Origin of the sequence: Gelidibacter japonicus, assembly GCF_010725055.1 — a bacterium.
Classification (GTDB): domain Bacteria; phylum Bacteroidota; class Bacteroidia; order Flavobacteriales; family Flavobacteriaceae; genus Gelidibacter; species Gelidibacter japonicus.
This window is the reverse complement of the sequence record NZ_BJKB01000003.1, coordinates 310,911-324,561: the sequence shown is the minus strand read 5'-3', so window position 1 is coordinate 324,561 and position 13,651 is coordinate 310,911. Positions and strand designations below refer to the sequence as shown.

The 13,651-nt window shown below is 37.5% G+C and carries 11 protein-coding genes; all 11 read right to left on the bottom strand.

Going from position 1 to position 13,651, the window contains the following annotated elements:
* Positions 1–125: 125 nt before the first annotated feature.
* The 11 genes from G6N06_RS05340 to G6N06_RS05290 all read right to left on the bottom strand — a co-directional run bounded on the left by G6N06_RS05340 (position 126) and on the right by G6N06_RS05290 (position 13,542).
* On the bottom strand, positions 126–389 hold the full coding sequence (locus tag G6N06_RS05340; protein WP_163515021.1) for a hypothetical protein: 264 nt from the start codon (positions 387–389) through the stop codon (positions 126–128).
* 12 nt (positions 390–401) lie between these two features.
* On the bottom strand, positions 402–1,244 hold the full coding sequence (locus G6N06_RS05335; RefSeq protein WP_163515020.1) for a class I SAM-dependent methyltransferase: 843 nt from the start codon (positions 1,242–1,244) through the stop codon (positions 402–404).
* A gap of 308 nt (positions 1,245–1,552) precedes the next feature.
* Positions 1,553–2,587, bottom strand: coding sequence for an alpha/beta hydrolase family protein (locus G6N06_RS05330; protein ID WP_163515019.1), 1,035 nt, complete (start codon positions 2,585–2,587; stop codon positions 1,553–1,555).
* A gap of 483 nt (positions 2,588–3,070) precedes the next feature.
* Entirely contained in the window at positions 3,071–3,403 is a 333-nt protein-coding gene (locus tag G6N06_RS05325) for a hypothetical protein (RefSeq protein WP_163515018.1), read from the bottom strand.
* 351 nt (positions 3,404–3,754) lie between these two features.
* The gene (locus tag G6N06_RS05320; RefSeq protein WP_163515017.1) at positions 3,755–4,537 is read right to left on the bottom strand and encodes a hypothetical protein; all 783 of its coding nucleotides are present in this window, start codon (positions 4,535–4,537) and stop codon (positions 3,755–3,757) included.
* Between the two features lie 460 nt (positions 4,538–4,997).
* Positions 4,998–5,801, bottom strand: a complete 804-nt coding sequence (locus tag G6N06_RS05315) for a hypothetical protein (protein WP_163515016.1) — start codon at positions 5,799–5,801, stop codon at positions 4,998–5,000.
* A gap of 281 nt (positions 5,802–6,082) precedes the next feature.
* Positions 6,083–6,922, bottom strand: coding sequence for a M28 family peptidase (locus G6N06_RS05310; RefSeq protein ID WP_163515015.1), 840 nt, complete (start codon positions 6,920–6,922; stop codon positions 6,083–6,085).
* A gap of 1,002 nt (positions 6,923–7,924) precedes the next feature.
* On the bottom strand, positions 7,925–8,695 hold the full coding sequence (locus tag G6N06_RS05305) for a 3-hydroxybutyrate dehydrogenase (RefSeq protein WP_163515014.1): 771 nt from the start codon (positions 8,693–8,695) through the stop codon (positions 7,925–7,927).
* Entirely contained in the window at positions 8,688–9,470 is a 783-nt protein-coding gene (locus G6N06_RS05300; RefSeq protein ID WP_163515013.1) for an alpha/beta fold hydrolase, read from the bottom strand. The genes G6N06_RS05305 and G6N06_RS05300 overlap by 8 nt, the downstream gene beginning before the upstream one ends.
* Positions 9,471–9,499: 29 nt before the next feature.
* Positions 9,500–11,968, bottom strand: coding sequence for a TonB-dependent receptor (locus G6N06_RS05295; RefSeq protein WP_163515012.1), 2,469 nt, complete (start codon positions 11,966–11,968; stop codon positions 9,500–9,502).
* A gap of 158 nt (positions 11,969–12,126) precedes the next feature.
* Positions 12,127–13,542, bottom strand: a complete 1,416-nt coding sequence (locus G6N06_RS05290) for a hypothetical protein (RefSeq protein WP_163515011.1) — start codon at positions 13,540–13,542, stop codon at positions 12,127–12,129.
* Positions 13,543–13,651: the final 109 nt, after the last annotated feature.

Sequence of the window (13,651 nt, the reverse complement as noted above, 5' to 3'; positions counted from 1 at the left end):
ATCCAAACTTTCTGAATAAAAATCCTTATCTAACTCTCCTTCTGTTCGTCTTGGACCAATGACCCAATTCTGATGAAATAATTTGGCAGCTTTTAAAGTGTCCGAATTAGAGATGGCATTTTGTCTTAATTTGTAGTTTTTCGAGGCATAACAACGTATTCATCCATTTCCAAATTCATATCCGGACGCATATCAAATGTTTTGATCCATTCCGATGTTACAATGTCACCAATTTCCGATAAATTCATTTTGCCGTTCCTGATGTCACCAAAATAATGTTCGCGATTTTTGGTACAGATGGTTATAAAATACAATCCACTGTTACCATAATCCCACGATTGTAAACGGGCAGACGGTATCCGATATTTGTTATTGAATTTATCCTCCATGTTATTTTCTTATTATCGATTGGATTTTTTAAGCAGATAAAAGTTTTCGTTTAGAATCTCTTCTTTGTTGAGTTGAATGACGTTCCCATATTTTGCTGACAAGCTAAAATAGTCTTGGTGGTCAATCAGTTGATAAGTTGGCTGAGATCGGTAATAGTCATCTGCAATGGTTTGATAATCGCTTTCTTTTGTTTTAGAAACGATTTGATTCAGAAAGGTCATCAGTTTTCGAAATGCCAAGCTTTCTTTGAGGGTATCCTGGAAAGAAACACTTCCTATAAAATCACCCGGCTTTTGAATCATATTAAAAAAGTCGAACAACATATCGGTTTCTTTTCTGTCCAAAAAAAATAGGACCCCTTCAATGAGGATAAAGCACGGTTTGTTGTTTTTAATTGAGAATATTTTAGTCAGCAAATCTTGTTTGTAATCCTCACTGAAATCGACGGCAATAAAGTGAATGTTCCGTTTGGGGAGTGTATTTGATTTTTGCCAGTTCATTAGTTTCGATTTTTTATAATCGATAATTTCCGGTTTGTCAATTTCTATGTGTATCAATCGTTCATCCAATAGAAACGGATACATACTGAAACCACATCCAAAGTTGATCAGGACTTCGACGTCGTTATCATCAACCAGTGTTTTAATTGTATCGAGAAAATATCTATTTCTTAAACAATGGGTATTGGTCTCTTCCGAAGACACCAGGTCGAGATATTTTTTGATCCATATGTCCGATTTAGTGTTGCGCCATAGTTTGGCAAAATAATCTTGGCTCAGATCCTCATTTAAAGAACGAAGCGTTGAAGTCAAAAACGCTGTCTCATGTATTTCTATGTTTTTTTCTTTTTCCATTCTGATTCAACACAACGAGTTATAGCTAAGATAGCAAATATCAAAAGAGAGTTTCAAAATAACATTGCTCCTCTCAAAAGATGGCTTTGTGCATCTCATTAACGAATAAGAAAATTATGGACAATTGCCCCCTCTCCTGCTTTTTAAACTTGATGTCCAAAACACTGGTGTTGCCATTGTAGCGATGGTTGTTAATGCAATTTAAAATGAATGGGATAGTTCATGAAGGCACCATCAGAACGCGCGCAACAGCGAGTATTCTACTTGTCAGTCCGTTCTTTGGTTTTTTTAGATTCTGAAAATCTTTATCAGTGTGTTTTTCTAATCAGAAAATCCACAAAAGTCTCTCCACTTGGGTCGTGGTAATACCCATAAGATACGGTATTGGGAATACCAATACGATCGCCCCATTCTTTTAGTGTCCGCGCGTGAAAAGAATGATGGTTCAGGATATTGGGCCGTGTTGGCTCCACTACTGGTGTCTGTGGATTTGAAACCCAAAATTCGGGATCGTCTGCACTCATCATGGCCAACATATCAACTTTTTGTCTATATAAGAGTATATGCTCTGAATAAAATTCGTTTGATGAGTCCATACCATAGAATGAATTAAATCTTGGAATCATATCGGGGTCCTCTTGAAAATAGTCGTCCCAAGTAAAATTGTATTCGACAAAAATATCGGTTTCGTATCGTTCCAAATCATAAGACGCCTGGGTAGCTTTAACAGCAATCCCCTTTACTCGCGTAGATTCTCGCCATACAGCATCGGGATTTGTTGGGTCCGCCATATCATCTGAAAACGCCAACCACTCCGATATGCCGCCTCCGGCAGAACTACCACAAAGCACTATATTGTTTTTATCAATGTTCAGCACATTACTAATGGACCGAATATACTGTAAACAACGTTTGCCGTCGTTTAAAGGTTTTAAAACGCCGTCTTCGTCCCCTTCAAATGCCAAAAGACGGTAATTGATAGATACGAATGCTATGTTATTAGTCAATAAGGTTCTGATTTCGCTAGGAAAATCCCAACTTCCACTCCACATTAGGGAATAAGGGTTTTCTTTTTCTCCACCTAAAAATCCACCGCCGTGTATGTACAACACTAATGGTGTTGGCTCGGTAGATTTGGGCATAAAGATGTCAAAAGTGTTTTCTTGATATGGGCCATAGGAAATGTCTTTTGAGAATTTCGCATCGATTCCATTCAACGCAATAGGCGATGGACTAAATTCCAAGATGGGGTTTTCAACTTCCGTGCCGTTGATATCGTCTTTTTTATTGCAGGATTGTAAAAACAATAGAGTCATAAAAATTAATATTATTTTATTTTTCATTTGTTTCCGTTTATTGATTTAGACCATTTAATCGATAAATAGTTTAAATATTGTGGTAAGTTATTGACTTCCTTATTAAACCTGCCTTTCATGTTGTCTTATCCACCTTCGTTTCCCTGATTGCCAATAACTTAACAATACCTGCCAAATTGGACCAATAGCCAAATCTAAGACACGCAAACAAGCTCCTTTAGTGTTTTTATTTAGGTAGCTCAGATTCAAATTGAGCATCACTAAGGGGATACATTTCAAATTATGAACGTATAAAACAGCATAGACCCAATATAGAGATGGCATTGCCGTTGTGGTAAGGATGATTGCTGAAATTTAAAGTGAATAGAAGGTTTAATGACGGCATGACCCTCCTGCTCGCGATAGCAGGATTCCTTTAGATTTGAATCCATACGGTTTTACTGGTTTTTTTTCAGCACAGTACTTTGCTGGCATGTCGTTGCTTTTACACGGTATTGAAATGACTTTATTTTACTTATATTCTTGAAACCCGTAGGTTTTTATAGCATCTAAATCATTTTTATTCACTTTTAAGATTATCCGCTTACCGGTTAAACAACCACATCCAAAACAGGCTTCTGGTGTTCCTTTGTCATCAATTTTTAAATTGGAGATTGCAATATTTTCTGATGCGAAGTAGGTACTTATTTTGTCAGCTAACTCTCTGTTGTCATCGATAGACTCCCATGGATCACTACAGTACGTTTGATGGTATAGGACTAAAACAGCATCTGTTGCATCATCATCTGTTGAGCATCCTAAAGCGGTTAATCCAATTAGTAGAATGAATAAGTATTTTTTCATGATGACGTATTATTTATAATTTCGAGATGTATTCATCACCAAGATAGCAAATTTCGAAACATGTGGGTATAAAATAGCATTACTCCTCCACAAAGATGACTTTGAGGCTGAGGGTGTTTACTTCAATTGAAAAGGAATTGGATGGTTTATGAAGGCACCAGCGGGATGCTCGCGCCAGCGAGTGCAACTTTAGGTAGTTAACTATATCAATCCAAATTTCCAACCTCCAATCTACCACCTTTCCCTAACCTTTCCTATAAGTAGAACTACGTATATTTAAAACTATTCTATGGTTTATATTGGCCGATAGTATTTGTGAGCACGAGCGGGAGCCCGGGCCAGCGGGTGTTATTATTTTTTCCATTCTAACTTTTCTTCAATACTTATCAATTTAAACACTTGAAAAGCAAATTCCGAGAATCTTTTAATAAGTTTCTCAAATTTTTTATAATCTAATTCGATTAATAATTGATCTTCAGAAATTTTTTTAGAATTGAACAGATAATTGAAAATATCAAAATGGTGGTCCGATTTATTAATCCGAGTTAATTCAATTGCTGATTCATTATGAGTTATTGCGTGTCTTACTTCTGATAAGATTGTCCATAATTCTTTTAATTTTATATCAAGATTATTACTTGCAGTAAATTTTCTAAAAGTTTTTCCGCCTACTTTTTTTAATATCTTGAATAATTGGTTACCACCAGGCATATTTTTTCTTGATATAACTGAATTTTGATTTTTGGGAAGTAAAGAAATTACATATTTCTTGATTTCATTATCTCGTTCGAGTTTATCAAAAAGACAATCTTTTAAAAATCTTTCAAATGATTCAAAAGATTGAGAATAAAGAAGACATAATTGACTTGAGGATATATTTTCAATTTCCTTTTTGTAATTGTCTTTCGTCGTTTCGCTATAAATCCCAGTATGAAAATTTAATTCCCAACCATTATCAGTTGGACCAGTCCAGTCGCTGATAACGAGAGCAGAAGCAAAATAAATGTTAGCTATATCTGTATTGTATAGGGAAATTTCCTTTTGTAATATTTTATTTATTCGTCCACTTATATGTCGATAATAAAGTAGCTTTTCAAAAAGTTGGTCGAGATATTTTTTATATGGATTTGTCATTCTTTAGATTACACACAACTTAAATTTACAATCACTATTCATGATCATATTTGTCCTAAGCGAGTTAAGAAGCAACGTCAGTTATTTAGCTTTTATTGCTCCAAATTTTCAAATTCCAATCTCCACCTTTCCCTAAGCTTTTCTATAAGTAGAACTATGTATTTTTAAAACCATCCTATGGGTGATAATGGCCTATAGTATTTGTGAGCACGAGCCGGACGCTCGCGCCAGCGGTGGTTGTTTTTATCTGTTCGTTAAGACACATTCTTTACACATGTTATAGATTAGTCTTTACACTAAATTAATTTCTAACCTTACTGATTTTTCTTTAGTTCTTAATTCATTTTCATTAAAGTATCCCAAAAATATATTTCTATAAAATATCCTCCATATTCCATTTTTCATTTCCAAGTAGGCGAGAACAAACCATTGCTTATACACACTATTGTACGCTGTAATTTTATTCAGGTTCAAACAGTAAATATCCGAATTCTTTTCTCATATCAATTTCATCATTAATCTGGGTAGAAACAATGGATGTTTTAAATTTATATTTACTGATATATTTTTTATCATTTAAATCAAAGTACTCAATTTTCAACTTAATAACAGGAAAGTTTTCAAATTCAGAATCATAACTATTATTAATATTAACAGTATTAGTTAGCTTATTCTTAAAAATGAAGTATAAAAAGTGTATAATAGTAATATCCTTAGGAATTGAGTGATAATGAGTATGCTCTTTTATATTAATAGGTGTAATATAATCTGTAGTTTGTATTATTTCTTTTTCATTTTTAAGAGTTATTTGAAATTTTTCATTGTTCTTTTTATGAATAAAATAATAATTTAGAGGCTTATATTGATTAAGATGAAATTCCTGACTTAATTCTTTTTCTAATAATTTTAAAGCCGTCTGCATATCAAAATTCCAAGTTACTTTTATATTTTTAGCAATACCAAATCCTAAATTCTCAATTTTATATAAAGAACTTACTTCATATTCTTTTTTTATTGAAGTATTGTCTTTGTATTCATTGAAGTTTTCTGTTTTAAATAATTGTAGTTCCTCTGGTTCTAAGCATAAAGGACTTTTATTTATATAAACTAAAAATGATTTTAATAATATTTCTGGTTTATAGGTAGATAATCTCTGTTTTTTTACTTCAACTAATGTGTAAATTGCAATTATTGAAGAGATAAATGTACCAATACTAGCAAAAAGACCTATGATTTCTTTATTCTCTGTGATAAAATTGCACATTTAATTTGTTTATAATACGTTCATGTTGTTATTGCGTACAACTTACATTTAAAAGCACTAAGCCTGATTATATCTGCTTTCAGCGTGCCAATAGGACTAACTTTAGTTATTTAACCTTATCGATCCAAATTTTCAACCTCCAATCTACCACCTTTCTCTAAACATTCCTATAAGTAGAACTACGTATTTTTAAAACTATTCTATGGTTTATAGTGCCCGATAGTATTTGTGAGCACGAGCGGGACGCTTGCGTCAGTTGCGCCTACAATCTTACCTCATTTTTATTCCAAAAAGTTAAACAAAGCATACGCAATATTATTCACCGCATCGGTCATAATTTGAAAATCCAGTGTTTCAATGGTATCTGTAGCTTTGTGATAATTCGGATTTCCATGGCCTCCGGTTCCAATAATCATTACCGCAGGAATATCAAATTGCCAATAATTGCGATGATCTGAAGGTCCATTATTTGGGTAGTTTTCGGCAAGAGAGATCCAGCGAGAGTCCATGCTGCCATTCGCTTTCAGCAGCTGGGAGATTTTCCTATTAAAGGAATCATAGCTTTTAATTCCGGAAACTATCAATTGGTTTTTATAAATAGAGTCATCATAAGACTCCTTATCTTCACGATAGTAGCCTATCATTTCAAGGGCAATCATCCCTATATAATTCTTGTTGGTATTGGCAAGCGAATTGGCGTGAATATAGCTTCCCATTTTTTTTGTTTTAAAAAACGGAGGCTCCTCTAAACAATAAAACACAAAATCAATTCCGTAGGCTAACTCCAAGCCGCTTTCAGTCAGTATTCGTACGATTTCCAACAAGCCGGCTACACTACTGGCATTGTCGTCTGCTCCAGCTATTTCCTTATAAACGTCATAATGAGCGCCTATGATAAAGCGTTTTGTTTTTTGGGGTTGATAAGAAGTTATAATGTTTGTGTATTCATTCCCTTTAGCTTCCCATTGTTGTCTCTTAGTAGGTAAACCAATGTCCTTAATTTCCGCCTCAATATAAGCTGCCGTTTTTTGAAGACTTTCTATATTTTTATAGTTCCGATAAGGGTATATGGAGGTCAAGAAAGCAACGTGTTTATATAAGTTTTCTGTATTGGCTTTCATTTTCTATTTCCGTTAAACTACTATTCTATAAGCTTATGCTGAACCGCATCTTTTTAGTACTTGCTGCTCATCGATGGTTGTCTTGATTTCTTCCGGTCTCATGTTTTAATTATATTTTTGACCAGTATTTATCTTTTTTGAATTCTGCACTTCGGCTGTTTTTGTAATGGCTGCCACTCCAGCTTAAAAAGAAGGATAATATAGCTCAAAAATTAATTTACTGAAAATTATCCACCCGTTTTTAATCGCTTTCCTAAAAGGTAGGACGGCGTTTGTTGATTAAGACTTTTTTTAATTTAAACCACCTCGCCTGCCCGACGTGTCTGACGGGCCTTCTTAAAAAGGAGGAGAATTTAGTTCAGTCCTTAAATTCAAAATCATCATTCAAATCAAAAGTGCTTATCACAAGTTACGGTAAGGAAGGTTTGTAAATTAAAAGTTGTTACTGACTAAGGTTTCTTAACTAAGATTCCTTCCATTTTTTTTAAGGGAAGGTGGATTTAAGCTCAGAAAAGAGCTTAAAGACGGAAGGGTTGTTAAATATAAACTTATTACTGCCGTGAGCGTCCCTTCTCGTGCCAACTTTTACCTTCAGAACCTGTCAAGTAAAACCAGTGGTTTATCTGTTGTTACGAAAAACTCTTATCCAGGTTTAGCTTTAACATCACCAACGACAATTAAAACAGTTTATTTATCAACTGTCGAACCACCTCGCCTTCTGCTTCTCTGCGGAAGCAGAAGCCACTCCTCCTTAAAAAGGAGGAGAATTTAGTTAAGTCCTTAAATTCAAAATCATCATCCAAATCAAGAGTGCTAACCACAAGTTACGGTAAGGAAAGTTTGTTAATAGAAAACCTCCCAGTCCCGATAGAGTTATCGGATAAATCCTGAGAGGTTATTAATCAATAAAAATTAAACTTAAAAATTAAAGTGGCATATCCACCCGCCACTTCAAGGGCTTTTTAAAGAGTTTCGAGGTCTGTTAATCAATCCGTGAAAATCCTATTGCGCACTCCATCCCCCATCCAAGGCAAACGAGGTCCCTGTAATGGTGGTCGAGCTGTCCTTCGCCAATAAAACCGCCATATCCGCAATGGCCTCCACCGGAACAAACTCTTTAACCGCCTGCTTGACCAGCATCACCTTTTCTACCACTTCTTCTTCGGTCATCTTGTGTGCCTTGGCTTGGTCCTTGATCTGACCTTCCACCAAAGGGGTTTTGACATAGCCGGGGCAAATGGCGTTGCAGGTAATATTGAACGGCGCGCCTTCCAAAGCCAAGACCTTGGTCATCCCAATCACCCCATGCTTTGCGGTCACATACGCCGATTTGAATTCGGAGGCCCTCAGGCCATGCACGGAAGAGATGTTGATGATCCGTCCAAACTTTTGTTGCTTCATCTGTTTCCACACTGCTTTGGAGGCGTAGAACACTGCATTCATATTGATGGCGATGATGTTCTCGTACTTTTCATTAGGAAAATCATCAATGGGCGATACAAACTGAATGCCCGCATTGTTGACCAAGACGTGCAAGGCGCCAAAAGTGGCGATGGTTTCTGCGATCAGGTCTTCCACGGCATCGGACTTTAGCAAATTGGCCTTGGAAAACGCCACTTTCACCTTGTGTTTCGCACCTATCTCCTTTGCAATGGCATCGCCATTGGATTCCAGGCCATGAAACATAATGTCATAACCTTCCTTGGCAAATCGGGTGGCAATGGCCAGACCAATGCCGCTGGTGCTTCCTGTAATCAGTACGGTTTTATTCATGGTCCAAGAATTTTTTAAGTTCACGATTAAAAGCCTCTGGTTGGTCGATAACCACGCCATGCCTCGAGTTTTTTATGATGGACAGGCTTGCATTTTGCATGCGCGATACATAAGCTTGCTTAAAGGTTACCGGGGTATAATCCATATCCGAGCCTACGACGAGGGTTCGGGTGGAAATGGCTTCCAATTGATCGCCCAATCCCCAATCCATCAAGGTCACAAAGGATTTGTAATAGGCATTATAGTCGTTGCTTTTACAGCGTTTCTCAAAGGCTTCACGCAAGGCCACTTGATGTGGTTCGGGAAACATATTGAATGAGATCTCCTTCGCCAATTGCTCCAGGCCTTTGGTTTCCAGAAACTCCGTTCTGCTTCTTAAAAGCTCTTCGCCAATGGCGCCCATATCATTAAAATCGGGGCCGCTGTTGACAATCACCAAGTTCTCAACATATTCCGGATGGCTGGCCGCCATTTGAAAGGCCACTGCCCCACCCATTGAAAATCCTACAAAGGTTGCTTTTTTAATTTTTAATTGATCTAAGAAGGCTTTGACATCTTCAGTCATCAACCCAACGCCATAAGCGTCCTTAGGCTTGGAAGAATCGCCGTGACCTCTTAAGTCCAACGTAATCACGCGGTATGTTTTAGAAAAGAAAGGGACTTGTGCGTCCCAATCTTTTTTTGTTGATCCCAAACCATGAAGCAATAGCAGTACCTTTCCGGTGCCGTGGTCTTCATAATCAAGTTCAATATCATTAGCATGTATTTTTGACATGGTATAGAAACTTAATTGGTTTGAACTCTTTATTTTTTAAAGAAATTGATGTTGTATTTTAATTCAAAAGAAATCAAGGTGCTGATTGCTGGTGACGCTACAAACTCTCTGATTTCAGCATTAAATAAGTTGGTAATGTTCACGCCTAAAGACAGATCATCCGTAATATTGTAACCCGCATTGGCATCTACCGTGAAACCGCCCAATTGGCCGTAGTTCCAAGTTCTTCCAACTCTAGCATTTTCAACAATTTCATTCACACCATCACCATCCATATCTTGGGTTTTTGCAGCGACATTGATTCCGGAGAAGAAATCATATTTTTCTACAAAGCGACCGTAGATTGCACCATAGAATTTCCCTTTGTTGTAGTGAAGTCCCAAGCTGAATTTATGGTTTGGCGTATTGATAGGCAATTCACTTTCTAAAACAACACCGTCTAAATTCCCGTCATTGGCAGGGTCATCCAGATCAAGCGTACGACCAAAGTAGGAGTAGTTGAATACACCTCTAAAGCTATCGTTGAAATAATAGTTGAATCCAACATCAAATCCGTAGGTATCCACATGGCCAAAGTTCAAGTAAGTCAAGATAACGGCACCGTTAGAACCTGGAACCACTTCTCCTATTGGTTTGTCTCCAACGTGGGTAACCGGACTGCTTGCGGCAACGTTGACCAATGGACTGATAAAGTTGTCAGATACGTTGTAATAGGCGTTGGTATCGATAAACAATTTGTCGGACAGTCTTCCTTTGTAGCCAATCTCGTAAGAGTTGATGGTTTCGACGTCCAACTTAGGGATCTTGGTACCGTCTTGCAGTGTAAATCCTTCGCCATTACCCAATACCAATCCGCCAAATAAATTTCCTTTAAGATTCAAAATAGATGGCACGGCCATTCCTTTTCCATAAGTAATTCTGAAGGTACCGTTATTCACTTTTTTGGTGATCGCTGCTTTTGGGATAAAGTTGGAACCATATAAATCGTGGTTATCCAAACGTGCTCCAAACAAGAAGCCCCAGCCAGAATCCTCTAGCTTATATTCCAATTGTGTATAGACACCAGTTTGTGCCAAATCGATGCCGCCTTCATCCAAAAGATACGTGCCATGCGAGTCGGCCATGTCTTTTTGGTATTGTGCGCCTGCAGTTAAGTAGAATTCATCCCAATTGTTGTTGTACTGGGCCTCTGCGTTAAATCGTTTTGAATCGTCTACAAATAACGCCCCACGTTGAAGCGGAATGCCGTTTCCTTGACCCTCGCCCAATTGAAACCATTGTTCTCTATAGGAACGCTCACGGGCTTCTTCTTCAGAAAACCCATTGTTTATGAACGACACGTAGTTTTGAGTACGTTGGTTCATAGCGTAGGTGTCGTCTGTTTTACTCCAAGTGTAATACGTATTGGCGAAAAAGTTTTTAGAAACAAACTTTAATTGTGCTTCTGTAATTCTCCAGTCTTTTATCTGGTTACGCCCAGCACTTGTGACGCCAATATTACTGCTGTTACTGTGTCCGTAATAACCCGTAAGTTCTGAGCCTGCAGTTGGTTTATAGTTTAACGTAGCTCCGTATTTTTGAGAGGTGAAATCACGATCTAGATCGAGTTCCTTATAGCCTTTTGTTCCAACATAAACACTGTCTGTATAATTAAACTCAGTTCCTTGAGCTCTTTCAAAGTGGACCTTATAGGCAAACTTGTCATCAATAATCTGTGCATGCCGCACTCTTCCGGTAAATACATTTTGGTTTCCCGCACCTATTGCGAAGGTGGTTCCTTCAGAAGTTCTTGGGTTTTTTGTGATCGTGCTCACCAATCCATTATGGGCATTCGGACCATATAGGGTTCCGTTAGGCCCCAACAGAATTTCAACACGCTCAATATCATCTTTTGAAATAGTTACAAAAGAGCCCATTGGCAATCCTGTGGCGATCAAGGTCGACAAACGATCATCAGTAACTTGGAGGTTCTTAGAGTTGAATGAGGAGTTAAATCCTCTGATATTGATACCAGTGCCTAAAACACCAGCTCTTACAAAGTCCACTCCTTTTTGTCTTGCTGCCAACTCTCCTATGTTAAAGCTTGGGAACTCACCAATTTCCCTCGCAGAAATAACGTTTACGGTCGCTGGAACATCGGTAATCTTTTGTGGTTTTTTGCTTGCTGTCAGGATGACTTCGTCCAAAACCGTATCTGAACCTTGCAAAGAAGTGCTCAAATCTGTTGTTTGTCCTGAAGCGACAATAACATTCTTTGTCACAGTTTCGTAACCAATATAGGATATGGTGACGTCGTATGTACCAATTGTGACATTTTCAATGGTATATCTCCCATCAAAATCGGTCATGGCACCTTTGTTCAAAATTTTTATCGATACTGTGGCTCCAGCTAAAGGGACGCCATTCGCATCTGTAATTAATCCGCTAATGGCTCCTGTTTCTTGGGCGTTGACCACAAAAGAACCAATTAAGGTTAGTAATAGGAATAGTTTTTTCATAATGTGAGAATATGGATTGAGTTTATTTATAGAGCAATCTATCAGGAATAATGAAAGCAATACCATGAAAAACAAAAGCTTTCAAGTGTGACTATCTGACTATAACATGTCTCAACCAATAACTATGATGTTGATAAAGAGCGTTTAATGGTCAAATTTTAGATGTGTGACTTCAATTTCAAAAATGCATCAGGTAAATTGGTAGAAAGCTTATCGATGACCTTAACCATCAACTGCTTTTGATTGGTCGTTGGCTGAATATCCAGGAGCGGGGCCTTGATTTCCTCCAATAATCGCGTCGAATTGATTTGGCCTTCCATATATCGGGACAATGAAATACTCCAGGAAATATTGGGCACGTAATTGTTTTGTTTCTGACGTTCTTTCTCCTTTTCTATCAGATCAAATTTGGTGGCGAGCTTCAAGACTTCCTCATAGTTTTCCTGTGTGATCAAGGTGCTGATATAGGAGGTGAAGAAATGGTGCCAACGGTGCTTTAGGACTTCATTTTTGTGTTTTCTTAAAAAGGTTTTGGCAGTGGCCTCCGCGAGACTGTTTTTATGAAGTTCAGACAAGACCCGGATTTGATAGGAACAATAGCCAATCTTTTGGTGGTAATTATGGGTTTCCTTATACAGATCCTTATGCGTTTCCATTAAGGCATAGGCCTTTTCCGGTTTATTGTTCCGCAATAAAATGGCCACCAAATTGTTCAAATACATCAAGGTGTCGTTATTGTTTTGTCGGATGGAGAGGTAGCCATAAAACTCCGCTTCCTTAAACTCATCCTGCTTGGAATGCAATAGCACCCTGCTGGCGTAATAATTGGATAAAAGACGTCTGGAGTACATTTGGCCCTCACTGAAATACACGTCAATTTGGTCGAAAATCATTTTTAACTTATCATTTTCATTGTAGTTGGTGTACATAAAAGCCAACAACACAAAGGCTTGATATCTGTTTTTACCACTGATGGAATCGTCCTTAAAAATCTTGAGGAGCCATTTTTCCAGATGCTTGGTCTCTTTATTGTTGAGCGTGTACTGGTCCGTGATCTCAGTAGTGGCATTATAGAGTTTTTCTTTGGTAACCTGCGCCTTTATATAGGGAGCTTTAAAGGTTTTAATAAAATCAGAGACAATTTGATGATCCTTATAGCGCATTCTGACCAAGAGATAGGATTTGTATTCTTTGGCCAAATCATAGAGGTTCTGAAATGAAAAATCAATGGTTTTATAGGAAGCAATATAGTTGAGAAATTCCTTTTCCTCGTCAGACGCTATGGAATCGGTTAGGATTTTTTGGTTGATGGACATGATCCAGCCAATGGTGGCATCCACATCAATGCTCAATAATTTCTTTTCAATCCAATCTTTGATATAGGAGTACTTCCGCTTGTCAATGGACGTATCAAAATCCTTGCGTTTATTTTGGGACAGGGCATTACTGATGACCAACTTAATGATTTGAAGCTTTTCTTCTTCTACAAATTGATATTGGGTTTCAAGATACTTGGCCTCATTCGGGAGAATGGTTTTACTAAACTCTGTGAACTTTTTAAGCTTTGTTTTCATGGACTCAAATTTAGTGGGGACATCATCTGAAGGGAATTGAATAGGGATTTCCGATTTAATGAATTATGGACACGTGGCAATAGATGATTTCCTAACACCGCCAACTGTA